This is a genomic window from Bradyrhizobium sp. NC92 (assembly GCF_025200865.1).
GTDB lineage: Bacteria > Pseudomonadota > Alphaproteobacteria > Rhizobiales > Xanthobacteraceae > Bradyrhizobium.
In genome coordinates this window covers 1,228,587-1,250,866 of record NZ_CP104171.1, presented here as the reverse complement: position 1 = coordinate 1,250,866, position 22,280 = coordinate 1,228,587, and the positions used below count along the sequence as shown (strand labels likewise).

Below are 22,280 nucleotides of genomic sequence, written 5' to 3'. Positions count from 1 at the left end.
CATGGCTAAGGAAGAGCTGATCCAGTTCGAAGGACTGGTCACCGAAATCCTCCCCGATGCCCGCTACCGCGTGCAGCTCGACGCCGGACACGAGATCGTTGCCTATACCGCCGGCAAGATGAAGAAGAACCGCATCAAGACGCTCGCGGGCGACCGCGTGACGGTGGAGATGTCGCCCTATGACCTTGAGAAGGGCCGGCTGATTTTCCGCCACAAGGACGAACGTCCCAGCACGCCGGGCGGACCGCCCCGTCCCGGACAACGCGGCGGCCAGTTCCGCCGCCGCTAGTCGGCTGCGTCGAGTTCGAATTCCGATCTGTAGATTGATCCGCCGTTGGCATCACGGCGGATCAAAAATCGTGCGCGTCCGGATTGTTTCGGACCCTCGTTTCCGATAAAATGAATTAATCGATTTTCGGCCGGACGACATTGGCATCCACCGGTACAGCCGGTTCAGACACGCTGACGACCCTTCCAGAAATTCGATCTAACCCTGCCCGCGCGAGCGGGCTCCGACATTGTGTTATCTGAGAAGGACTACCCCATGAGCATGGGAACCGTGAAGTGGTTTAACGCGACCAAGGGTTTCGGCTTCATTCAGCCCGACGACGGCGGCCAGGACGTGTTCGTTCACATCAGCGCCGTCGAGCGCGCCGGCCTCGGCTCGCTGCGCGAGGGCCAGAAGATCTCCTACGAGATCGTGGCCGACCGCCGTTCCGGCAAGTCGGCAGCCGACAACCTGCGCGCTGCGGGCTGAGCCCACCGGGCCGGTGGCCCGATCGAGCCAAAGCAAAAAGGCCGTGCGTGACGCACGGCCTTTTTCATCACGGGCGGCTGGCAAGTCTCAACAGGTCGAGGGCACGTTGTTGTAGGGCACGCAGACGACCTGACGCGGCCGCGTGTAGGAGAGATCGCTCAGCGTCACGCTCGACTTCAACACGTAGCCGATGGTCGGCGTGTAAGTGTACTTGACCTCGCTCAGAATGAGATAACTCGACGGAATCAGGAGCGTCGGGGGAATCATCGTGGTGACCGTGTCGCCGGCGGTCCGAGTCGAGGTCGCAAGCGTAGCTTGCGTCGCGCCGCTCGCAATCGTGCCGGCCTTGCTCCACTGGACCTTGGCGACGCTGTTGGCGTCGATGTAGATCTGCGAGATCGTGCCCTTCACAAGCGTCGCGTCGTAGGGCATGACGACCGAGATGCTTGCCGTGAACGAATCCTTCATGCTGGCATCGTCGAGCGTCGTCGACTGCGACGTCAGATCGGACAATGTCCGCGCGATCAACGTGATTTTGCGGTCGATCGCCACGGCCGACGAAAATTCGACGGTGCCGAAGAACATCACCAGCATCAGCGGTACGATGATCGCGAATTCGGTCGCCGCCAGCGCGCGCTTGTCGGCGACGAAGCCGCGCACGGAGCCGCGTGCATTCCTCCAGATGTTCGCAATCGCCCGCATCGGTCCGCCCAGGTCCATCTGCCTCAGAAGGGTTCGTTCTTGAACGCCGCCGTCGCCACCATCAGCCGCTTGTTGTTGCATCCCATGTTGTAGCCGAGACCGGTGACGATGAGCGGCCACTGATAGAACAGGCGCACCACGACGACCTGTCCGGAGCTTCCGGCACTGTACTGCATGCCGGAGGGATTGAAGGTGCAGGAAGTGCCGAAGTTGGTGAGGCTGAGCGTCCCGAAGGAGCTGGTGCTGACAACGTCGACATAAAGCTTGCTGCAATCGAACAGCGCCGGGATCTTGGTGCAGACAAAGGCCTTGAACGTCGTCTGATCGCACGCGGAGACGGTGTTGGGCGCGGTCTGACAGGCCGCCACCGAGCCGCCTTGTGCCTGGGCCTGGCCGGTCAAAATCGCGCGCGCGGAGTCCTGCGCGATGGTCTCAAGCACCTGGCTCGAGAAGAACATGAGCGCCGTCTCGATGATGGCGAACAGCAGCGCGAAGAACATCGGTGCGACCAGCGCAAACTCGACGGCTGCGGAGCCGCGGCGGTTGCCGCGAAACCGGAGCAGCGCCTTCCGCAGCGTGAACCTCGTAGGTGCAGGCGATGGCATCTCGTCAAATTCCCCAGCGACCGGCGATCATCTGCCCGTTCAATAGCGGAAACTGATTGTCTAAGTGTTTCAGACGATCCGCAGCCGGCGGACCGCGCCGTTAAGACTGCGTTAACCAGGCGCGTCCCGAAGCGCGCTGAAATACGGCGCGCGGAGAGACGCCGGCGAAGCGGCGAGCGGCCTCGCGGGGTGCAGGCCGGCCGGTCGGCTAGTTTGGCTTGGCAGCCGCGCCGGCACCCGCACCGCCGCTGGCGCTGCTGCTCAGCGTACCGGCCTGGCTCATCGCGTTGTTGAAGTAGGCATCGCTGTCGCCGAGCGTCACGCGGCGCTGGCAAAGCGGTACGCAGCTGTAGGACTCGCGCTCGATGCCGCGATAGACGGTGACGAGCCGGTCGCTCGGACCTTCGACCTGGATCTGGCGGTCCACCAGAATCTCGCCGCCGCGGTCGAGCGCGATGAAGTTGGTGGCCCCGTAGCCCTTTCCGGTCACGACGATCATGCCGCCGGGCTGGAGCGTGACGTCGGCGATCAGGGGATTGCCGACCACGATGGTCGCCACCTTGCCGGGCAGTCGCACCAGCTTGGCCTGGTCGACATTGACCGCGATGGTATCGGCGACGGGCTCGGCGAGGCCTGCGGCCGGCGTTGCCAGCATCGCAGCGGCAACCAGAAGACAGACGCGCACATGACGGCGCAGCATTTCTTTACGCATACTCTTACCCCCGGGACGTCACAAACCGGCAGAAACGACCGAATACAGCGGAGCCGGTGCCCGACCCGGCTAACCTGCCTTTAATTCGTGAACGTTCCGCAAACTCGCCGCGTATTGTTTGAACGGACGGATATTTGCGGGGCCCGCCCCCTAGTGCCGAAACGGATAGGCGAGCTGGCCTCCGATCTCCTTGGGCATGCTCGCTTCGTCCTTGCCGTAATCCTGCGGCAGCCTGCCCTCCGGCATGCGGAAGGTGCCGAACAGCACGTCCCAGATCGGGAACGTTCCGGCGAAATTGGTGTCCCCGCCCTCTTCGAGCGAGGTGTGGTGCCAGCGATGGAAGACCGGCGTCGCCAGCACGTATTTGAACGGTCCGAAGGTCCAGTTCAGGTTGGCGTGCACGAAGGCCGAATGGAACGTGGTGAACGGGCCAACCCAGACCATGACGTTCGGGGAGATGCCTGCCATCAGCAGCAGGACGTCGACGCTGATCGTCCCGAGCAAGAGATTGACCGGATGAAAACGGGCCGCGGAGATCCAGCCGATCTCCTCCGACGAATGATGGACCGCGTGATATTTCCAGAAGCCGCCGTCGTGGAATAGCCGGTGCAGCCAGTACAGCATGAAATCGGACAGCACCAGGAACAGCAGGGCCTGCAGCCACAGCGGCAGCTGCGCCAGCGGACCGTGGCCGTTGTCGTAGAAGGCGATGAGCTCGTCGGCATCGTGGATGTTGAAGACGACGCTGGCGCCGACGACCAGCAGCCCGATCCGCATGGTGCGGGCGAACACCGGGACGAAGAACCAGTAGCAGATGTCGGTGACGATCTCCCGCTTGCGCCACCACGGCGCGCCGGGATTGCAGGCCCAGAAATGCTCCAGCACGGTGAAGACCGCCGCGAGCAGGAAGGTGACCGGGATCACCTTCACGATGGTCTCGCCGAGCATCAAGGCGACTTGCATGGGCAGGCTCGACATCGTCGCCTCTCTCCGCGAATTCCGCTGTAGCCTTACGCCTACTCCGCGAAATTTAAGGGAGGGTGAAGCAGGCGCCGCGTTGGCGAGGCATCCGGAACCGGAACGAATTGCAGAGGCCGTCTTAAGGCGAAATTCACTCTGGGCAAAAGCATCGCGCCGGAGCTGGGTTTACCCGATCGAATTAACTCCCCCGAAAGAGCTCGGCTCTCATGGTCGTCACGTCAACGACAGCGCCGAACGAGGCGGTCCCCACCCAGACGGAGTTTTGTTCATGAAGAACTTGATTGCGCGTTTCGCGAAGGATGAATCCGGCGCCACCGCCATCGAATACGGCCTGATCGCCGCCGGCATCGCGCTGGCCATCATCACCGTCGTCAACAATCTCGGCACCACGCTGAACGCCAAGTTCACCTCGATCAGCACCTCGCTGAAGTAAGCGGGTCCACGAACGACGACAAAAGCCCCGGACCTCCGGGGCGTTTGTTTTTCTGAAGACGGCGAGTTCCAGTGGCGTTGCACAAGGTAAGAACCGATGCCGCGGTTGCGGCGCGCGAGGCGGAAGCGGCGCAGGCCGGCTCGCCGGTCTATTGGATCTGCCTTGCGCTGCTGGTTGCGACGGTCGCGCTCGCCGCACGCATCGCCAGCTTCTGGTGAAGGCGCGTTCGGCGGCCGAGGGCCCGCGCGCCCGTGCCCCGTTGTCGGTTTGTTTAGCATCGCGCGCTAGCATCGCCCGACGCCAGCTCCCGCGACAAACCCAGGCCCCAAGACGCAGCCCATGATCCTCGACCTTGCGCGCCTTCTGCTCTTCCCGGCCCTGATGGCGTTCGCCGCGGCGAGCGATCTCTTCACGATGACGATCTCGAACCGCGTGTCGCTGGCGCTGGTGGCAGGCTTCTTCGCGCTCGCCCTCGCCGGTGGCATGGCACCTTACGAGATGCTGAGCCATGTCGGCGCCGGTGCGCTTCTCCTGGTCGTGGCCTTCACCTGCTTCGCCATGGGCTGGGTGGGCGGCGGCGACGCCAAGGTCGCGGCTTCCGTCGCGCTCTGGTTCGGCTTCCCACATCTGATGAACTTCCTGCTCTACGCCTCGCTGTTCGGCGGTGCGCTGACGCTGCTTCTGCTCCAGTTCCGGCAGTGGCCGCTGCCGTACGGGCTGGCAGGACAGGCCTGGCTCGCTCGGCTGCACGCCAAGGAGAGCGGCATTCCCTACGGCATCGCGCTCGCGCTGAGCGCGCTGATGGTCTACCCGGAGACCGAATGGGTGAAGGCGATCGACCTCGCTCACCTCGCACTGCGCTGAACGCCCAGGGTAAACCCGGCGTTAAGGCGATTTAGATACGCCTCATTAACCATGCTTTGACGAATAGCTGGTCAACTGCCGATGACGGCGGCGGCAGCGTCGCGGCGTATTGTTGGAAAGTTGAAGCGTATGAATAGGGCACGCATTGTCGTCCTGACGGCCGCGATCTGCGCCGGCGGCGTCGCCGCGTACCTGGCGAGCGGCACCGACAATTCTGCGCCGCCTCCGGTTCCGGTCGCGCAGCTGCCGACGGTCGACGTCCTCGTCGCGAAGAACGACATCGGCCTCGGCCAGACCGTGAAGCCCGAAGACGTGCAATGGCAGACCTGGCCGACCGCGACCGCCAGCGCCACCTTCATCCGACGCAACGAGCGCCCCGATGGCGCGACCCAGGTGACCGGCTCGATCGCGCGCGCGCCCTTCATTCAGGGTGAGCCGATCCGGGACCAGAAGCTGGTCAAGGCCGAAGGTTCCGGCTTCATGGCGGCAATCCTGCCCACCGGCATGCGGGCGATCTCGACCGAGATCTCGCCGGAGACCGGCGCAGGCGGCTTCATCCTGCCCAACGACCGCGTCGACGTCCTGCTCACGCGCCGGCTCAAGAACCCGGACCAGAGCAGCGGCGCTCCCGACATCGTCACCTCCGAGATCATCCTGGCCAATATCCGCGTCCTCGCCATCGACCAGGCGCCCAAGGAAAAAGACGGGCAGAACGCGGTGGTCGGCAAGACCGTCACCCTCGAGCTCAATCCCGCGCAGACCGCAACGCTCTCCGCGGCGCGTCAGAGCGGCACGCTGTCGCTGGCGCTGCGCAGCATCGTCGACGTCAAGATGAGCGAGATCACGCTCGATGACTCCGCGCAGAAGCGCGAGGGGGTCTCGATCATTCGCTACGGCATTCCAAGTCAGACGGCTAAGGCACGATGAAGACAGTCGACATCAATTGCAGGGCAGATTCGGCGACGATGCGGACCTCACTGGTCCGCGCCCTGTCGTTTTCGGCCGCCCTCGCGCTGGGGGTCAATCCGGCGATCGCCCCGGCGGTCGCAGCCGATTACCGCCCCGTGGCGCCGGCCGCGGCGGACGGCCAGATCAATGCGCGTTTCCTTTCGCTCGGCGTCGGCAAGTCCATCGTCATCGACCTGCCGCGCGACATCAAGGACGTGCTGGTCGCCGATCCCAAGATCGCCAACGCGGTGGTCCGTTCGGCGCAGCGCGCCTATATCATCGGCGCCGCGGTCGGCCAGACCAACATCGTGTTCTTCGATTCCGCCGGGCAGCAGATTGCGGCCTATGACATCGCGGTGAAGCGCGACCTCAACGGCGTGCGGGCCGCGCTGAAGCAGGTCCTGCCCAATTCGGACATCCAGATCGACGGCCTCGGCGACGGCATCGTCCTGACCGGCACCGCTGCCAATCCGCTGGAAGCGCAGCAGGCCAACGACCTCGCCGCGCGCCTGGCTGGCGGCGCCGACAAGGTGGTGAACTCGATCGTGGTACGCGGCCGCGACCAGATCATGCTCAAGGTGACGGTGGCCGAGGTCCAGCGCAACATCGTCAAGCAGCTCGGCATCGACCTCACCGCCAACCTGAACTACGGCACGTCGGTGGTGAGCTTCACCAATTCGAACCCGTTCACGGCGCTCGGCAAGAACCTCGTGGACGGCAACAACCTGACCACGAAGTTCGGCGCCGCCCCGTCGGTGCAGGCCACGCTGCGCGCGATGGAAACCGCCGGCGTGATCCGCACGCTGGCCGAACCGAATTTGACTGCGATCTCCGGTGAATCGGCGACGTTCATCGCCGGCGGTGAATTCCCGGTTCCGGCAGGCTATGCCTGCGATCCCACCACGCATGTCTGTACCACCCAGATCAGCTTCAAGAAGTTCGGCATCTCGCTGAACTTCACCCCCGTCGTGCTGAGCGAGGGCAAGATCAGCCTGCGGGTGATGACCGAGGTCTCGGAGCTGTCGAACGAGAATGCGATCACGCTGTCGCAGGCGGTGACCACGAACACGGTGAACTCGCTGACGGTCCCCTCGATCAGGACCCGCCGGGCCGAGACCTCGCTGGAAATTCCCTCCGGCGGCGCGATGGCGATGGCCGGCCTGATCCAGCAGCAGACCAAGCAGGCAATCAGCGGATTGCCGGGGCTGATGCAGCTGCCGATCCTGGGCACGCTGTTCCGCAGCCGCGACTTCGTCAACAACGCGACCGAGCTGGTCGTGATCGTGACGCCCTATGTCGTCCGCGCGGTGGCGCCGAAGGACCTGTCGCGGCCGGATGACGGCTTCGCCCCGCCTGCCGATCCGCAAGCCCAGCTGATCGGCAACATCAACCGGCTCTACGGCGTGCCCGGACGCACCGAACCGGCCAAGAACTACCGCGGCACCTACGGCTTCATCACCGACTGAGGCGGAACGGGGACTCTACGATGACCACAAGACCACCCCAGCTTCGCAAACGCGCCGTCCGCCTCGGCGGCGCGCTCGTCGGCCTGACGCTCGCGCTCGGCGGCTGCCAGCACAACGAGGTCGTTACCGCCTCCATTCCCGACGACTACAAGCAGCGCCATCCGATCGCGATCGAGGAGCAGAACCGCTCGATCGTCGTCTTCGTCGGTCATGCCCGCGGCGGATTGACCGCCGCCCAACGCGCGGACGTGATGGGCGTCGCATCGGCATGGTTGCACGAAGGTACCGGTGCCATTCACATCGACGTGCCGTCCGGCACGCCCAATGCGCGTCCGGTCGCGGATACGATGCGCGAGATCCAGGCCATGCTGGCAGGGGCAGGCGTTCCGCCGCGCGGCGTCACCATTCGTCCCTATCAGCCCGAGGACAAGCGGTTCCTGCCGCCGATCCGGCTCACTTATTCCAAGATCGCCGCGGTCGCCGGTCCCTGCGGCCTGTGGCCGGACGACATCGGGCCTTCGATGAAGAACAAGAGCTGGTTCGAGAACAAGGACTATTACAATTACGGCTGCGCCTATCAGCGCAACCTCGCGGCCATGGTCGACAATCCATCCGACCTCGAGCAGCCGCGGCCCGAGACACCTTCCTACACGATACGGCGCACCGCCGCCTTCGAGAAGTATCGTAAGGGAATGCCGACGGGTGTCGCCTATCCCGATGCCGACAAGGCCAAACTCAGCGACACAGGCAAATGATCAGTTACGCGCGCCAGACACACGAAGAGCAGCCGGCAGCAGCTCCTCCGCCGGTCGAGGAGCATATTGCGCCCGCGCCGCGCGTCTCGGTCCAGGCCTTCTGCGAAACCGTGGAGACGGCCGCCGCGGTACAGTCGGCCGGCGAGGATCGCCGTCTCGGCAAGGCTCACCTGAAGATCCAGATGGGCGGCATGGCGGCCGCGATCGAAGCCTACCGCTCGGCTCCCACGCCGAACGTGATCGTGCTCGAGAGCGATGGCCGCAACGACCTGCTGGGCGGGCTCGACCAGCTCGCCACCGTCTGCGATGCCGGCACCCGCGTGGTCGTGATCGGCCGCATCAACGACGTCACGCTCTACCGCGAGCTGGTGCGCCGCGGCGTCAGCGATTACGTGCTCGCGCCGGTCGGCGCGATCGACGTCGTGCGCTCGATCTGCAACCTGTTCTCGGCGCCGGAAGCCAAGGCGGTCGGCCGCATCATCGCCGTGGTCGGCGCCAAAGGGGGCGTCGGCGCCTCCACCATCTCCCATAACGTCGCCTGGGCGATCGCGCGCGACCTCGCAATGGATGCCGTCGTCGCCGACCTCGATCTCGCCTTCGGCACCGCTGGCCTCGACTACAACCAGGATCCGCCGCAGGGCATCGCCGACGCCGTGTTCTCGCCCGACCGCGTCGACACCGCCTTCATCGACCGCCTGCTGTCGAAGTGCACCGACCATCTCAGCCTGCTGGCGGCGCCTGCGACGCTCGACCGGGTCTATGATTTCGGCACCGACGCCTTCGATGCCGTGTTCGACACGCTGCGCTCCACCATGCCCTGCATCGTGCTCGACATTCCGCATCAATGGTCGGGCTGGACCAAGCGCGCCCTGATCGGTGCGGACGACATCCTGATCGTGGCCGCCCCGGACCTCGCCAATCTGCGCAATACCAAGAACCTGTTCGACCTGTTGAAGGCCGCCCGTCCCAACGACCGGCCGCCGCTGTACTGCCTGAACCAGGTCGGCGTACCGAAACGGCCCGAAATCGCCGCCGCGGAGTTCGCCAAGGCGATCGAGAGCCAGCCGGTCGTCTCGATCCCGTTCGAACCGCAGATCTTCGGCTCGGCCGCCAACAACGGCCAGATGATCGCGGAGATCTCCGCCAACCACAGATCGATCGAGATGTTCCTGCAGATCGCCCAGCGCCTGACCGGCCGCAGCGAGACCAAGAAGCAAAAGTCGTCCCTGCTTTCACCTCTGATTGAGAAGTTGCGGGGAAGATAAGCCGCCGCATGGAGTTGTTAAGTGTTCGGTAAGCGTAGCGGAACAGACACCGACTTTCGGGCGCCCAAGCCCGGCGCCGTGTCGCTCGAGCCTGCCCCGGCTCAGGCGCCGACGGTGTCGCGCGCCCCGCCTCCGCCGGCCGTCGCCTCGCCGCCGCTTGCGCCCGCCAAAGCTCCGCCGCCTCCGGCCATGGAGAGCCGGCGTTCGGACAATTATTACGAGGTCAAGGCGACCATCTTCGGCGCGCTGATCGAGGCCATCGACCTCGCCCAGCTCGCCAAGCTCGATTCGGAGTCCGCGCGCGAGGAAATCCGCGACATCGTCAACGAGATCATCGCGATCAAGAACATCGTGATGTCGATCGCCGAGCAGGAGGAGCTGCTCGACGACATCTGCAACGACGTCCTCGGCTACGGTCCGCTCGAGCCGCTGCTGTCGCGCGACGACATCGCCGACATCATGGTCAACGGCGCCAACACCGTCTACATCGAGGTCGGCGGCAAGATCCAGCGCACCGGCATCCGCTTCCGCGACAACCAACAGCTTCTCAACATCTGCCAGCGCATCGTCAGCCAGGTCGGCCGGCGCGTCGACGAGTCCTCGCCGATCTGCGACGCGCGCCTCGCCGATGGCTCCCGCGTCAACGCCATCGTGCCGCCGCTGTCGATCGACGGTCCCGCGCTCACCATCCGCAAATTCAAGAAGGACAAGCTGACGCTTGATCAGCTCGTCAAGTTCGGCGCGATCACGCCGGAAGGTGCCGAGATCCTCCAGATCATCGGTCGCGTCCGCTGCAACGTACTGATTTCCGGCGGTACCGGCTCGGGCAAGACCACCCTGCTCAACTGCCTCACCAACTACATCGAGCACGACGAGCGCGTCATCACCTGCGAGGACGCCGCCGAGCTCCAGCTGCAGCAGCCCCACGTGGTGCGGCTGGAAACCCGCCCGCCCAACATCGAGGGCGAGGGCCAGGTCACGATGCGCGAACTGGTGCGCAACTGCCTGCGTATGCGCCCCGAACGCATCATCGTCGGCGAGGTCCGCGGACCCGAAGCCTTCGACCTGCTGCAGGCCATGAACACCGGCCACGACGGCTCGATGGGCACGCTGCACGCCAACAACCCGCGCGAGGCACTGTCGCGCTGCGAATCCATGATCACGATGGGCGGGTTCTCGCTGCCCTCGCGTACCATCCGCGAGATGATCTGCGCCTCGATCGACGTCATCATCCAGGCCGCGCGCCTGCGCGACGGTTCCCGCCGCATCACCCACATCACGGAGGTGATGGGCATGGAAGGCGACACCATCATCACCCAGGACATCTTCCTCTACGACATGGTCGGCGAGGACGCCAACGGCAAGATCATCGGCCAGCACCGCTCGACCGGCATTGGCCGTCCGAAGTTCTGGGAACGCGCCCGCTACTACGGCGAAGAGAAGCGCCTCGCTGCGGCGCTCGACGCGGCGGAAGTCGCGCCGAAGACGTGAGCAGGTCAGCAGCGCCATGAACATTCAGGTCCTCGCCCTCGCCTTCCTCGCCACCGCAGCGGTCGGTGGCATCGCCTGGGTCTTTCTCTATCCGCTGCTGTCCGGGGAGCGAAAGGCGGAAAGCCGCCGCGCCTCGGTCGCGCGCGCCGAGGCGCCCACGGCCCGTCAGGCCGAGAAGACCCAGCGCTCGCGCCGCGAGCAGGTCGAGACCACGCTCAAGGACCTCGAGGCGCGGCGCGCCCAGGAGAAGAGCGTCCCGCTCAGCGTCCGCCTGTCGCAGGCCGGGCTCGACTGGACGCCCCAGAAATTCTGGATCGTGTCCGCCGTCGTGGCGGGCGTATTTTTCGCGGCCGCTGTGTTCGCGGGCGGCGGACTGATCGGCGCCGCCGGTCTTGCCTTTGCCGGCGGCTTCGGCCTGCCGCGCTGGGCACTCGGCTTCCTCAAGAAACGCCGCGAAACCAAGTTCCTGGCTGCACTGCCCGATGCGGTCGACGTGATCGTCCGCGGCATCAAGGCGGGCCTGCCCTTGTTCGAATCGATCAAGGTCGTGGCCGCCGATGCGCCCGAGCCGCTGCGCAGCGAGTTCCTGGCCATCATCGAGACGCAGGCGATCGGCATGCCGCTGGGCGAGGCCTGCGCGCGGCTCTACGAGCGCATGCCGCTGCCGGAGGCCAATTTCTTCGGCATCGTGGTGTCGATCCAGCAGAAGTCGGGCGGCAACCTCTCCGAAGCGCTCGGTAACCTCTCCAAGGTGCTGCGCGACCGCAAGAAGATGAAGGAAAAGATCCAGGCGATGTCGATGGAAGCCAAGGCCTCGGCCGGCATCATCGGATCGCTGCCGCCGATCGTGATGTTCCTGGTCTATCTCACGACGCCGCAATACATCTCGGTGCTTTGGACTCATCCCACCGGCCAGCTGATGCTGGTCGGCTGCGTCGTCTGGATGTCGATCGGCATCCTGGTGATGAAGAAGATGATCAACTTCGATTTCTGACGGTGGCGTATGGTCGAATTCCTCGTCTCGAAACTGCACGACGTCCGTTTCATGACCATGCTGCTCGCGGCCATCGCCGCGAGTGCCACGGTCTATACGCTGGTGATGCCGTTGTTCGCCGGCGAGGGCCTCTCCAAGCGCATGAAGGCGGTGGCGAGCGAGCGTGAGCGCATACGGCAGCGCGAGCGTGAGCGTCTCAACAAGAACGAGAAGGTTTCGCTGCGCCAGACACCGAAGCAACTCGTCTCCAGGGTGGTCGAGGACTTCAACCTGACGAAATGGCTCGCGCAGGAAGCTGCGCGGGACAAGCTCATCATGGCAGGTTACCGCGGCCAGGCACCCTATATCACCTTCCTGTTTGCCCGCATGGTCGCCCCGATCGTGTTCCTGATCGGCTCGGCCCTCTACGTGTTCGTGATCGGAAACATGCAACAGGCGCTGCCGATCAAGATCGGCATCTGCCTCGGCGCCGCCTATCTCGGCCTCCAGGCGCCGATGCTGTTCCTCAGGAATGCGATCTCCAAGCGCCAACTCTCGATCAAGCGTGCGTTTCCCGACGCGCTCGACCTGCTCCTGATCTGCATCGAATCCGGCATGTCGGTCGAGATGGCATTCCGGAAGGTTGCGAACGAAATCGTGGGCCAGTCGATCGCGCTGTCGGAGGAGTTCACCCTGACCACCGCCGAGCTGTCCTATTTGCAGGATCGCAAGGTCGCCTACGAGAACCTGGCACGGCGTACCGGGCTCGAGGGCGTCAAGTCGGTGTGTCTGGCGCTGCAGCAGGCGGAACGTTACGGCACCCCGCTCGGCCATTCCTTGCGCGTCATGGCGCAGGAGAACCGCGACATGCGCATGAACGAGGCCGAGAAGAAGGCGGCCGCGCTGCCGCCGAAGCTCACGGTGCCGATGATCCTGTTCTTCCTGCCGGTGCTGTTCGTGGTCATTCTCGGACCCACCGCCATCAAGGTCACCGAGATGCAGTGAGCCGGGCTGGGCCCATACGCTCTGCCACCAAGGCCAGGAAGTCAGATGATCAGTCGGGCTGGCTCAGCGAAGCGATCGGCGTCCGCTTCGGCGCGCCGCGCGGGGCGTCGCTGCGGCTCAGCATTTCCTTAAGATAGGCGACATTGGCCGCAGCCTGGTCCGGCGGCAGGTCCGCCTTGACGATGGCCTCCGCTTCCGCGAAGCGGCCCTGCAGACCGACGACCAAGCCGAGGTTCTGCCGCACCCGGGCGCCGGCACGCGGCGAGGCATGGGCCTGCCGTAGCGCCTCTTCCGCCTTCGGCAGCTCTTTCGACAGCATGTAGGACAGGCCGAGGTTTGAGAGCACGCCGGGATCACCCGGTGCGATCTTCAGCGCGCTCGCGTAATAGGATCGCGCCTCCTCATGACGGCCCATCTGGTCCAGCGCGGTGCCCTGCACAGAGAGCAGGCGCCAGTCCGGATTGTCGGGCGAATGCGCCTTCGACAGCACGTCGAAGGCCTGCTGGAAATTGCCGTTGTCGGCGAGTGCGCGGCCGTATTGAGCGAGCAGCGCCTTGTTGCCGGGGTTGGCGATGGTCGCCTGCTCGAGCACGGCGGCCGCCTGGGCGCGTTGGCCGTTGGCGCGCAAGGCCTGTCCATAGGCGAGTGCGGCGTCGGCATCCCGGGGATTGGCGCGGTAGCGCTCGCCATAGGCTTCGACCGCACGCGCCGGATCGGTCGGCGCGCGATCGGCGGAGGCCGCATCCGCCCGGGGGCCGACCGAGCCCGTCACCTCGGAGAGCTTCGACATGGCCGTGCAGCCGCCGAGGCCCATCGCAACCGTCGCGACCAGCGACGTGGAAGCAAGTAGCCGGGTAAGCCTGATCCGTTGACGCATGACGCTTTGACTCTCGAGCTGCTCGATCGAGCCGAACGCGTCAGCAATAGAATGTTAACCCTAACGGCCGGTTAACGGCGCTATCCGACGTGCTCCTCTCGCGCCGGCGGTTGTTGCGGAGGCGCGCCTCCGCCGAGGCCGAGATCGGGGCCGAGCGCCTTCACCTGCTGGTCCAGCTCCCGCAGCAATTGCAGTCTCTGCCGCGCCCGCCGTCGAACGTCGATCCCCTCGCGAGGCAGCCGCGGCACCTGGCGCAGGAAGTCGTGACGGTTGATCAGGCCTCTCCCGTAGAGCTCATCGAGCTGAGCGCGATCGATGCCGAGCACGTCGGCGGATTGCTCGATCAATCGACCGAGCAGCGTTCTCACCGCGGCGAGCACGTCGACATCGAATCCCGGCCCGGATCTCGCGGCCTTGCGCTCGAGCTCCGCCCAGGCATGGGCCGAGACGACGTAGGCGTAGAGCGCATTCGCCCAGTTCGGCTCCGCCTCATCGTAGAAGCTGCCACGCATGAACAGCCGGCGGACGATCGCCGCGACCTGGTCGCGTGTCAGCGCGCCGGATGAGGCGGCCGTGATCGCCGACTGGAGGGCCGGATCACGGGAAAAGTCGCGTCCCGCGGGCAGCCTGATGACGCCGCCCGGCAGGTTGGAATCGAGTGGCCTGAAGGCCGCATCGTTGCGGAGCCTCGAATAGCGGGTGATCGCGAAGCGGTGCTCCGTGCGGCCGGCATGGGACGCGGGGCCGAAATGGACGAGGTTGAAGCCGGCATCGTCACCGGCCTGCCCGGTCGAGGACGGACAGGAGAGCACGTAGATCGTGCGCCAGAACGCCTCACCGCTGTCGCTCGACGTCGCACGCGGATCGGGGATGGAATAACGGGTCAGCCCCTCGACATGGCGATGACCGTGCAGAACCAGATCGACGTTGAGCGAGGTGGCGGCCTCGAGGAAGGTCGCGGGTGCGGCGAGATACATCAGCGGCTCGTCGGGCACGCCGAGAAAGCGCTTTCCTTCGCCGGTCGCCTGCGGCAGCGGATGATGGTGCAGGGCCAGCACGCGGACCAAGTTGTCCACGGGCTCGGCATAGTCGGTGCGCCCGGAAGAACCGATGCTCCCCGCGAGCTCGGCGCTCAGCCGGGCGGAATCGGCGACCATCGCCTTGTAGGCGCTCTCGCCGATCTTGCCGCTCGCGAGCGCCATGAGGCTTGCGCGATTGGAATCGAGCAGCACCAGGTCGAGGCCGGCCTGACGGTAATAGACGCTCTTCGCGCTCCGCGGCAGGTGCAGGTAATCGTAGGCGTCGTGACGGCCCGCACGCTGGCTCGGCCGCTTGACGTCGTGATTGCCGGCCACAGCCTGGATGTCGGTGAACAGCCCGGTCTGCCGGAAGGATGCGATGACGGCGAGCGCCTCGTCGAGCGCGCGCGGCGTCGGGTCGTCCACCAGGTCGCCCGTGATCAGCAGGATGCGATCGGGAACATTCGCGACAGCCGCCATCTTCTCGCAAATCGCGGCCCTGAGCGTCTCGATGGCCGGAAGCAGCCGGCCCGACCCGTCCAGATGCAGGTCGGAAATCTGCGCAACAACGAACGATCTATCCATTTTGCGCCGCTCATCTGCAATGCTGCGCCGCCCAAACAGCAAGAAGAATGCTTCGACGAACGGATTCAGCCGTATCGACCTAACCTGGGCAGGCACCGTGCTGCTGCGTGTCTGCGTTCGGGTCACGCAGAGCGAGCGGCACAATCTAGAATATTCGCAGATAATGCCACAACCAAAGCGCTAGTAAAGCCCTGCGGCCGCGGCGTCGCGAACGGCAGCTCTCGGCGTCAGATACGAGATTTGTCCGAGGAGGGTTTCGTCTCGTCCGCTCAATATTCGATGGCAATCCGCTTGCGGATCTCGTCGACGCGCCTGTCGAGCGCATCGAAGCGCGCGTGGACGGAGCGGTCGTGGAGATAGAAGAGGTAGCCGCCGGCAAGGAACGCGAATATCCAATGGTGGTGCTCGACATAACCGAAGATCACCTCGATAGCCTGGCCGATGAACGTAACCACGCTCCACACAAACTCCATTGCATGTCCTCCCGGCGCGTTTGTCGTCGGTCGCCCCCGATTTCATTCTGGCGACCGTTGCCGGAACCTACCATGGCCCCCTTGAGGCGAGTAGCGGCTCGCCGAACGGTGACGGCAAAGCCGATTGCAGCCGCGGCCAAACTCTGCGAAGTCTCGTCCGTTCGCATGACTCGCCTGAACTGACGATCCGGACCCGCCAATGCCTTCTGTCTTCGAGACGTCATCCACCGCCACCCCGATCACCTTCGTCACCAAATCGAGCTGGGATCAGGTCGCCGAGACGCTGCCGCCGGCGCAACGCCAGTTCGCGAGCGCCAGCGCCTTTGCCGCAAAGCCGGGCGGCTATCTTGCCCTGCCCGCGACCGACGGCGCCATTGCACAGGTGCTGTTCGGGCTCGAGGAGGAGAGTGCAAGATCGCGCGACCTGTTTCGGCCCGGCGCCCTGCCCGGCCTTTTGCCGCCGGGCACCTATCGGTTTGCGAATGCACCGCACGACGCACGGCTCGCGGCGCTCGCGTTCGCGCTGGGATGCTATCGCTTCGCCCGCTACCGCAAGGCCGACAGGCCCAACGTCCGGCTGGTGCCGCCTGACGGTGTCGATGCGGCCGAGATCGAGCGGATTGCCGATGCCGCAATGCTCGCGCGCGACCTCATCAACACGCCCTCCAACGACATGGGCCCGGACGAGCTCGCCGCAGCGGCGCAAGCGCTCGCCGCCGAGTTCGGCGCGAGCTTCGCCTGCACCATCGGCGAAGAGCTGGCGAAGAGCTTTCCGCTGATCCACGCCGTCGGCATGGCCTCCAGTCGCGCGCCGCGGCTGATCGACATCGTCTGGGGCGATCCTGATCATCCCAAGGTGACGCTGGTCGGCAAAGGCGTGTGCTTCGACACCGGCGGCCTGGACCTGAAGCCGTCGAGCGGCATGCTGATCATGAAGAAGGACATGGGCGGCGCCGCCAACGTGCTGGCGCTGGCGCGCATGGTGATAGATGCGAAGCTGAAGGTGCGGCTGCGCGTGCTGATCCCGGCGGTCGAGAACGCCGTCGCCGGCAATGCCTTCCGCCCGCTCGATATCTTCACCTCGCGCAAGGGGATCACGGTCGAGATCGGAAACACCGACGCCGAAGGCCGCCTCGTGCTCGCCGACGCGCTGGCGCTGGCCGACGAGGAGACGCCCGATCTGCTGATCGACCTGGGTACGCTGACCGGCGCGGCCCGCGTCGCGCTGGGACCGGATCTGCCGCCCTTCTACACCAATGATGAGACGCTGGCCTCCGACGTCGCGCGCTGCGCGGTGAAGGAGAACGATCCGTTGTGGCGCATGCCGCTGTGGCCGCCTTACGATGCCTGGCTGGACTCCAAGACCGCCACCATCACCAATGCACCATCGGGCGGTTTTGCCGGCTCGATCACCTGCGCCCTGTTCCTGCAACGCTTCGTCGAGCGCGCCAAGAGCTGGCTGCATGTCGATATCTTTGGCTGGACGCCGTCGGCGAAGCCGGCACGGCCCGAAGGCGGCGAGTGCCAGGCCGCGCGCGCCATCTACGCACTGCTGAGCGAGCGCTATGCATGACCCGCGGCTGACACCGGCGCGCGGCGACCTCGCCGCCAAATATCTCGAAGGCAAGGTGCAGGCGGATCGCTACGTCGCCGGCGAGGAATTCGAGGTGGTCGAAGCGATCGCGCCGTTGCGCGAGCAGCCGTCTTCGAACGCGATGCTGATGACGGAGGCCCTGCGCGGCGAACGTGTCACGGTCTACGACCGCAACGGCGAGGGTTGGGCGTGGGGCCAGCTCAATGGCGATGGCTATGTCGGCTGGCTGCCGGATGCGGCGCTCGCAAAGCCGGCGGCCGCCCCAACTCACTTGGTCAGCGCGCTGCGGACGTTTGCGTTCCCCGGACCCTCGATCAAGCTCCCACCGGCCGACACGCTCGTGATGGGATCGAGGCTCGCCGTGGCGCGCCAGGACGGCGGCTTCGCCGTGACGCACGACGGCAGATATCTGCCGAGATCGCATCTCGCTCCGCTCGATCACCGCGAAGCGGATTTCGTCGCGGTCGCCGAGCGCTTCCTCGGCACGCCCTATCTCTGGGGCGGCAAGAGCAGCTTTGGCATCGATTGCTCCGGCCTCGTCCAGGTCTCGCTGGCATCGACCGGGATCGGCTGCCCGCGCGACAGCGACATGCAGCTCGCCGGTCTCGGCCGTGCGCTGGAGCCGCATGAATGGAGCAGCTTGCAGCGCGGCGATCTGATCTTCTGGAAAGGTCATGTCGCGATCGTGCGCGATGCCGCCACCATGGTTCACGCCAATGCGCATCACATGGCAACGGTGATCGAGCCGATCGAGCCGGCGATCGCGCGGATCAAGGCGGCCGGCAGCGAGGTCGTTGCGATCAAGCGGCTGTAGCCGCGCACCTTGTAGATGGGTAGAGCGCAGCTACGTCGCCACCGCCCCATTCCCGGCCGTTTCCAGCCGGAACGCGGCCGCAAACAGCGCGCGCGTGTAATCCGTCTTCGGATTCCTGAACAGCTCGGCCGCCTGACCTTCCTCGACCACCTTGCCGCCGCGCATCACGATGAGGTGGCTGGCGAGCGAGGCGACGACGCGCAAATCGTGCGAGATGAACATGTAGGTGAGCTCGCGCTTGCGCTGCAGCTCGCGCAACAGATCGACCATCTGCGCCTGGAACAGCATGTCGAGTGCGCTGGTCGGCTCGTCGAGCACGACAAAATCCGGCTCCAGCACGATCGCGCGCGCGATCGAGATGCGCTGACGCTGGCCGCCGGAGAATTCGTGCGGATAGCGGAAGCGCGTCTCCGGATTGAGCCCGACATCCTCGAGCGCCTTGACGACGCGCGCCTCGCGTTCTTCGCGCGAGAGCTTCGGCTGATGCACGGACAGGCCTTCGGCGATGATGTCGGCGACCGACATACGCGGTGAGAGCGAGCCGAACGGATCCTGGAACACGATCTGCATGTCGCGCCGGAAGGGACGCATCTCCTGGAAACGCAGGCCCTGGATGTCGTTCCCTAAGAACACGATGCGCCCGTTCGAGGAGATCAGCCGCAGCAGCGCCAGTCCCAGCGTCGTCTTGCCCGAGCCGCTTTCACCGACCACGCCGAGCGTCTCGCCCTTGCGTACGGCGACGCTGACGCCGTCGACCGCCTTGATGTGGCCGACCGTCTTGCGCATCAGGCCGCGCTTGATCGGGAACCAGACTTTGAGATCATCGGCCGACATCACCACCGGCGCATCCGGCTGCGGCGGCGCCGGATCGGGCTTGGGCTCGGCCGCGAGCAGGTCGCGCGTATAGGGGTGTTTCGGGGTCTTGAAGACCTGCTCGACCGGCCCCTGCTCGACGATCGCGCCGCCCTTCATGACACAGACGGTGTCGGCGATGCGGCGCACGATGCCGAGATCGTGGGTGATGAACAACAGGCTCATGCCCAGCCGCGAGCGGATCTCGGCGAGCAGCGCCAAGATCTGCGCCTGCACGGTGACGTCGAGCGCGGTGGTCGGCTCGTCCGCGATCAGAAGGTCCGGCTCGTTGGCGAGCGCCATCGCGATCATCACGCGCTGGCGCTGGCCGCCGGAGAGCTGGTGCGGATAGCTGTTCAGCCGCGTCTCCGGATCGGGAATGCCGACCTGGGTCAGCAGCTCCAGCGTCCGCTTGCGCGCCTGCGCATTGCTGGTCGGATTGTGCAGCTGGATGATCTCGCCGATCTGGGCCTCGATCGTGTGCAGCGGATTGAGCGAGGTCATCGGCTCCTGGAAGATGATGGAGATGTCGCTGCCCCTGAGCTCGCGCATCTGCTGCTCGGATTGGTCGATCAGCTCCTGCCCCTTGAAGCGGATGCTGCCGGAGGGGTGGGAGGCGTTCGGATAGGGCAGCAGCTTCAGGATCGAGAGCGCGCTGACCGACTTGCCGGAACCGGATTCGCCGACCAGCGCGACGCATTCGCCGCGCTTGATCTGGAACGAGACCTTGTCGACCGCGAGCGTGGTGGCGCCCCCCTGATGGAAAGCCACCGAGAGATCGCGCACGCTGAGCAGAGGCTGGTTGATCGCGTCCATGTGCCTTACCTGAACGTCTTGCGCGGATCGAAGGCGTCGCGCACGGCTTCGCCGATGAAGATCAGGAGCGACAGCATGATCGCGACCGAGAAGAAGCCGGAGAAGCCGAGCCACGGCGCCTGCACATTGGCCTTGGCCTGCGACAGCAGCTCGCCAAGGGAAGGCGACCCCGGTGGCAGGCCGAAGCCGAGGAAATCGAGCGCCGTCAGCGTCATCACCGAGCTCGACACGATGAACGGCAGGAACGTCATGGTCGCGACCATCGCGTTCGGCAGCAGGTGACGGAACATGATCACGGGATTGGAGACGCCGAGCGCCCGCGCCGCCTGGATGTATTCGAAATTGCGCCCGCGCAGGAACTCGGCTCGCACGAGACCGACCAGCGAGACCCAGGAGAACAGCAGCAGGATGCCGAGCAGCACGAAGAAGCCGGGTACGAGCACCGAGGACAGGATCAGGAGTAGATAGAGCGATGGAATCGCGGTCCAGATCTCGATGAAGCGCTGGAAGATCAGATCGACCCACCCGCCGAAATAGCCCTGCACCGCGCCCGCCGCGATGCCGATGACGGACGAGACGATGGTGAGACAAAGGCCGAACAGCACGGAGATGCGGAAGCCGTAGATCAGCCGCGCCACCACGTCGCGACCCTGATCGTCGGTCCCGAGCCAGTTGTATTCGAGATCGCGGCAGCTCTTCAGCCCCTTCTTCTCGACCACCGGCTTGCACTGCTTCTCCGTCAGCATCCAGGTCGGCGGCGACGGCGCCGGCGTCGGCAAATCGAGATTATGGGTGTCGTAGGAGTAGCGGATCAGCGGCCAGACGATGCTGCCGCCCTTTTCCTTGATCAGCTTCTGCAAGTACGGGTCGCGATAATCGGCCGCCGTCTCGAAATCGCCGCCGAACGTCGTCTCCGAATAGGTGACGAAGGCCGGCCAATAGAGACGGCCATCGAACTTGATCAGGAAGGGCCGATCATTGGCAATCAGCTCGGCGAACAGCGAAATCACGAACAGGCCGATGAAGATCCAGAAGGACCAGTAGCCGCGGCGGTTCGCCTTGAAGTTCTGCCAGCGCCGCCGGTTGAGCGGCGACGGAGCGAACGGCTTGCGCGTGATCGGAACGACATCGCCGAGCGGCGACTTCGCTGTGGTCTCGATCGGCGTCGGCGCGGTGATCGTCATCAGACCTCCCGCGCTTCGAAATCGATCCGGGGGTCGATCCACATATAGGTCAGGTCGGAGATCAGGTTGATGACGAGGCCGACCAGCGAAAAGATGTAGAGCGTGCCGAACACCACGGGGTAGTCGCGGTTGAGCACGCTCTCGAAGCTGAGCAGCCCGAGCCCGTCCAGCGAGAAGATGGTCTCGATCAGCAGCGAGCCGGAAAAGAAGGCGTGGATGAAAGTGCCGGGGAAGCCGGCGATCACGATCAGCATCGCGTTGCGGAAGACGTGGCCGTAGAGCACCCGGTTCTCGCTACAGCCCTTGGCGCGGGCGGTCATGACGTATTGCTTGCGGATCTCGTCCAGGAACGAGTTCTTGGTCAGGAACGTCATGGTGGTGAAGGCACCCAGCCCCATGGCGATCAGCGGCAGCGTCAGATGCCAGAAATAATCGATGATCTTCCAATACCAGGGAAACTGCGACCAGCCGTCCGAAGTGAGTCCGCGCAGCGGGAACCAGTTGAAGAAGGAGCCGCCGGCAAACAGGATGATGAGGAGGATGGCGAACAGAAAACCGGGGATGGCGTAGCCGAGCACGAGTACCGTCGAGGTCCAGGTGTCGAAGCGCGCCCCGTCGTTCACGGCCTTGCGAATGCCGAGCGGGATCGAGATCAGATACGTCACAAGCGTCAGCCAGAGGCCAAGCGAGATCGAGACGGGCAGCTTCTCCTTGATGAGCTGGAGCACGCTGACGTCGCGAAAATAGCTCTTGCCGAAATCGAAGCGGGCGAAGTTCCACACCATCAGCAGGAAGCGTTCCGGCGCGGGCTTGTCGAAGCCGAACTGCACCTCCAGCTTCTTGATGAAATCAGGGTCGAGGCCCTGCGCGCCGCGATATTTCGAGTTGATGGCATCGCCGCCGGCACCGACCTGTCCGGGCGCGCGCTGCGCAAAATCGCTGCCGCCGGAAATACGCGAGGTCCCGCCGGTATCGGCACCCGAGAGCTGCGCGATTACGCGCTCGACCGGGCCGCCCGGCGCGAACTGCACGACGACGAAGGACACGAAGAGGATTCCGAGCAGCGTCGGAATCATCAGCAGGATGCGGCGGGCGATATAGGCGCTCAT

General features: G+C 65.1%; 24 protein-coding genes. 14 read left to right on the top strand and 10 right to left on the bottom strand.

Translation table 11 applies throughout. The features are described 5' to 3' along the window. Position 1: 1 nt before the first annotated feature. Positions 2–289 (top strand): translation initiation factor IF-1, encoded by a 288-nt coding sequence (gene infA, locus N2602_RS05865; RefSeq protein WP_035998101.1) that lies wholly within the window; start codon positions 2–4, stop codon positions 287–289. 255 nt (positions 290–544) lie between these two features. After that, positions 545–757 (top strand): cold-shock protein, encoded by a 213-nt coding sequence (locus N2602_RS05860; RefSeq protein ID WP_014439634.1) that lies wholly within the window; start codon positions 545–547, stop codon positions 755–757. A gap of 87 nt (positions 758–844) precedes the next feature. On the opposite strand, the gene N2602_RS05855 is transcribed toward N2602_RS05860, so the two are convergent. The 4 genes from N2602_RS05855 to N2602_RS05840 all read right to left on the bottom strand — a co-directional run bounded on the left by N2602_RS05855 (position 845) and on the right by N2602_RS05840 (position 3,754). Then, positions 845–1,459: a TadE/TadG family type IV pilus assembly protein gene (locus N2602_RS05855; RefSeq protein ID WP_172784906.1), complete on the bottom strand. Its 615-nt coding sequence runs from the start codon at positions 1,457–1,459 to the stop codon at positions 845–847. A gap of 23 nt (positions 1,460–1,482) precedes the next feature. Beyond that, on the bottom strand, positions 1,483–2,064 hold the full coding sequence (locus N2602_RS05850) for a TadE/TadG family type IV pilus assembly protein (RefSeq protein WP_172784907.1): 582 nt from the start codon (positions 2,062–2,064) through the stop codon (positions 1,483–1,485). 208 nt (positions 2,065–2,272) lie between these two features. Continuing rightward, a complete protein-coding gene (locus tag N2602_RS05845; protein ID WP_172784908.1) occupies positions 2,273–2,776 on the bottom strand; it encodes a pilus assembly protein N-terminal domain-containing protein in 504 nt (167 codons plus the stop codon). A gap of 150 nt (positions 2,777–2,926) precedes the next feature. Continuing rightward, the gene (locus N2602_RS05840; protein ID WP_212254167.1) at positions 2,927–3,754 is read right to left on the bottom strand and encodes a sterol desaturase family protein; all 828 of its coding nucleotides are present in this window, start codon (positions 3,752–3,754) and stop codon (positions 2,927–2,929) included. 271 nt (positions 3,755–4,025) lie between these two features. Between N2602_RS05840 and N2602_RS05835 the strand changes: the two genes are divergently transcribed. The 10 genes from N2602_RS05835 (at position 4,026) to N2602_RS05790 (ending at position 12,957) form a co-directional block, all read left to right on the top strand. Then, a complete protein-coding gene (locus N2602_RS05835) occupies positions 4,026–4,190 on the top strand; it encodes a Flp family type IVb pilin (RefSeq protein ID WP_106941836.1) in 165 nt (54 codons plus the stop codon). 77 nt (positions 4,191–4,267) lie between these two features. After that, the gene (locus N2602_RS05830) at positions 4,268–4,408 is read left to right on the top strand and encodes a hypothetical protein (protein WP_172784654.1); all 141 of its coding nucleotides are present in this window, start codon (positions 4,268–4,270) and stop codon (positions 4,406–4,408) included. A 121-nt stretch (positions 4,409–4,529) separates the two neighbouring features. Next, the gene (locus N2602_RS05825) at positions 4,530–5,054 is read left to right on the top strand and encodes a prepilin peptidase (RefSeq protein ID WP_172784910.1); all 525 of its coding nucleotides are present in this window, start codon (positions 4,530–4,532) and stop codon (positions 5,052–5,054) included. Between the two features lie 129 nt (positions 5,055–5,183). Continuing rightward, positions 5,184–5,981: a Flp pilus assembly protein CpaB gene (gene cpaB / locus N2602_RS05820; protein WP_172784911.1), complete on the top strand. Its 798-nt coding sequence runs from the start codon at positions 5,184–5,186 to the stop codon at positions 5,979–5,981. Then, a complete protein-coding gene (locus N2602_RS05815) occupies positions 5,978–7,468 on the top strand; it encodes a type II and III secretion system protein family protein (RefSeq protein WP_172784912.1) in 1,491 nt (496 codons plus the stop codon). The genes cpaB and N2602_RS05815 overlap by 4 nt, the downstream gene beginning before the upstream one ends. Positions 7,469–7,488: 20 nt before the next feature. Further along, the gene (locus N2602_RS05810; RefSeq protein WP_172784913.1) at positions 7,489–8,223 is read left to right on the top strand and encodes a CpaD family pilus assembly protein; all 735 of its coding nucleotides are present in this window, start codon (positions 7,489–7,491) and stop codon (positions 8,221–8,223) included. Further along, positions 8,220–9,488 (top strand): AAA family ATPase, encoded by a 1,269-nt coding sequence (locus N2602_RS05805; protein ID WP_172784914.1) that lies wholly within the window; start codon positions 8,220–8,222, stop codon positions 9,486–9,488. The genes N2602_RS05810 and N2602_RS05805 overlap by 4 nt, the downstream gene beginning before the upstream one ends. Before the next feature lie 21 nt (positions 9,489–9,509). After that, positions 9,510–10,979: a CpaF family protein gene (locus N2602_RS05800; RefSeq protein WP_172784915.1), complete on the top strand. Its 1,470-nt coding sequence runs from the start codon at positions 9,510–9,512 to the stop codon at positions 10,977–10,979. Between the two features lie 16 nt (positions 10,980–10,995). Then, positions 10,996–11,973: a type II secretion system F family protein gene (locus N2602_RS05795; protein WP_260382039.1), complete on the top strand. Its 978-nt coding sequence runs from the start codon at positions 10,996–10,998 to the stop codon at positions 11,971–11,973. A 9-nt stretch (positions 11,974–11,982) separates the two neighbouring features. Continuing rightward, entirely contained in the window at positions 11,983–12,957 is a 975-nt protein-coding gene (locus N2602_RS05790; protein WP_260382038.1) for a type II secretion system F family protein, read from the top strand. A gap of 49 nt (positions 12,958–13,006) precedes the next feature. On the opposite strand, the gene N2602_RS05785 is transcribed toward N2602_RS05790, so the two are convergent. The 3 genes from N2602_RS05785 to N2602_RS05775 form a co-directional block, all read right to left on the bottom strand. Continuing rightward, on the bottom strand, positions 13,007–13,834 hold the full coding sequence (locus N2602_RS05785) for a tetratricopeptide repeat protein (protein WP_172784918.1): 828 nt from the start codon (positions 13,832–13,834) through the stop codon (positions 13,007–13,009). A gap of 80 nt (positions 13,835–13,914) precedes the next feature. Continuing rightward, positions 13,915–15,438, bottom strand: coding sequence for a metallophosphoesterase (locus N2602_RS05780; RefSeq protein ID WP_260382037.1), 1,524 nt, complete (start codon positions 15,436–15,438; stop codon positions 13,915–13,917). A gap of 269 nt (positions 15,439–15,707) precedes the next feature. Continuing rightward, complete coding sequence (locus N2602_RS05775; protein WP_172784920.1) at positions 15,708–15,911, bottom strand: hypothetical protein; 204 nt, start codon at positions 15,909–15,911, stop codon at positions 15,708–15,710. A 199-nt stretch (positions 15,912–16,110) separates the two neighbouring features. On the opposite strand from N2602_RS05775, the gene N2602_RS05770 reads away from it, so the two are divergent. Next, positions 16,111–17,484, top strand: coding sequence for a M17 family metallopeptidase (locus tag N2602_RS05770; RefSeq protein ID WP_260382036.1), 1,374 nt, complete (start codon positions 16,111–16,113; stop codon positions 17,482–17,484). Then, positions 17,477–18,319 carry a C40 family peptidase gene (locus N2602_RS05765; protein ID WP_260382035.1) on the top strand — a complete coding sequence of 281 codons (843 nt, stop codon included), beginning with the start codon at positions 17,477–17,479 and terminating at the stop codon, positions 18,317–18,319. The genes N2602_RS05770 and N2602_RS05765 overlap by 8 nt, the downstream gene beginning before the upstream one ends. Before the next feature lie 30 nt (positions 18,320–18,349). On the opposite strand, the gene N2602_RS05760 is transcribed toward N2602_RS05765, so the two are convergent. From N2602_RS05760 to N2602_RS05750, 3 genes are read right to left on the bottom strand one after another with little or no spacing between them, the layout of a single operon-like run. Continuing rightward, entirely contained in the window at positions 18,350–19,987 is a 1,638-nt protein-coding gene (locus tag N2602_RS05760; protein WP_260382034.1) for an ABC transporter ATP-binding protein, read from the bottom strand. A 5-nt stretch (positions 19,988–19,992) separates the two neighbouring features. Continuing rightward, entirely contained in the window at positions 19,993–21,171 is a 1,179-nt protein-coding gene (locus tag N2602_RS05755) for an ABC transporter permease (protein ID WP_172784924.1), read from the bottom strand. Then, a complete protein-coding gene (locus tag N2602_RS05750; protein ID WP_172784925.1) occupies positions 21,171–22,280 on the bottom strand; it encodes a microcin C ABC transporter permease YejB in 1,110 nt (369 codons plus the stop codon). Before N2602_RS05750 ends, N2602_RS05755 begins: the two co-directional genes overlap by 1 nt.

Bases quoted from the DNA above. Each gene is read 5' to 3' on its own strand.
- infA (WP_035998101.1), top strand. From the start codon at position 2: ATGGCTAAGGAAGAGCTGATCCAGTTCGAAGGACTGGTCACCGAAATC.
- N2602_RS05860 (WP_014439634.1), top strand. From the start codon at position 545: ATGAGCATGGGAACCGTGAAGTGGTTTAACGCGACCAAGGGTTTCGGC.
- N2602_RS05855 (WP_172784906.1), bottom strand. From the start codon at position 1,459: ATGCGGGCGATTGCGAACATCTGGAGGAATGCACGCGGCTCCGTGCGC.
- N2602_RS05850 (WP_172784907.1), bottom strand. From the start codon at position 2,064: ATGCCATCGCCTGCACCTACGAGGTTCACGCTGCGGAAGGCGCTGCTC.
- N2602_RS05845 (WP_172784908.1), bottom strand. From the start codon at position 2,776: ATGCGTAAAGAAATGCTGCGCCGTCATGTGCGCGTCTGTCTTCTGGTT.
- N2602_RS05840 (WP_212254167.1), bottom strand. From the start codon at position 3,754: ATGTCGAGCCTGCCCATGCAAGTCGCCTTGATGCTCGGCGAGACCATC.
- N2602_RS05835 (WP_106941836.1), top strand. From the start codon at position 4,026: ATGAAGAACTTGATTGCGCGTTTCGCGAAGGATGAATCCGGCGCCACC.
- N2602_RS05825 (WP_172784910.1), top strand. From the start codon at position 4,530: ATGATCCTCGACCTTGCGCGCCTTCTGCTCTTCCCGGCCCTGATGGCG.
- cpaB (WP_172784911.1), top strand. From the start codon at position 5,184: ATGAATAGGGCACGCATTGTCGTCCTGACGGCCGCGATCTGCGCCGGC.
- N2602_RS05815 (WP_172784912.1), top strand. From the start codon at position 5,978: ATGAAGACAGTCGACATCAATTGCAGGGCAGATTCGGCGACGATGCGG.
- N2602_RS05810 (WP_172784913.1), top strand. From the start codon at position 7,489: ATGACCACAAGACCACCCCAGCTTCGCAAACGCGCCGTCCGCCTCGGC.
- N2602_RS05805 (WP_172784914.1), top strand. From the start codon at position 8,220: ATGATCAGTTACGCGCGCCAGACACACGAAGAGCAGCCGGCAGCAGCT.
- N2602_RS05795 (WP_260382039.1), top strand. From the start codon at position 10,996: ATGAACATTCAGGTCCTCGCCCTCGCCTTCCTCGCCACCGCAGCGGTC.
- N2602_RS05790 (WP_260382038.1), top strand. From the start codon at position 11,983: ATGGTCGAATTCCTCGTCTCGAAACTGCACGACGTCCGTTTCATGACC.
- N2602_RS05785 (WP_172784918.1), bottom strand. From the start codon at position 13,834: ATGCGTCAACGGATCAGGCTTACCCGGCTACTTGCTTCCACGTCGCTG.
- N2602_RS05780 (WP_260382037.1), bottom strand. From the start codon at position 15,438: ATGGATAGATCGTTCGTTGTTGCGCAGATTTCCGACCTGCATCTGGAC.
- N2602_RS05775 (WP_172784920.1), bottom strand. From the start codon at position 15,911: ATGGAGTTTGTGTGGAGCGTGGTTACGTTCATCGGCCAGGCTATCGAG.
- N2602_RS05770 (WP_260382036.1), top strand. From the start codon at position 16,111: ATGCCTTCTGTCTTCGAGACGTCATCCACCGCCACCCCGATCACCTTC.
- N2602_RS05765 (WP_260382035.1), top strand. From the start codon at position 17,477: ATGCATGACCCGCGGCTGACACCGGCGCGCGGCGACCTCGCCGCCAAA.
- N2602_RS05760 (WP_260382034.1), bottom strand. From the start codon at position 19,987: ATGGACGCGATCAACCAGCCTCTGCTCAGCGTGCGCGATCTCTCGGTG.
- N2602_RS05755 (WP_172784924.1), bottom strand. From the start codon at position 21,171: ATGACGATCACCGCGCCGACGCCGATCGAGACCACAGCGAAGTCGCCG.
- N2602_RS05750 (WP_172784925.1), bottom strand. From the start codon at position 22,280: ATGAGCGCCTATATCGCCCGCCGCATCCTGCTGATGATTCCGACGCTG.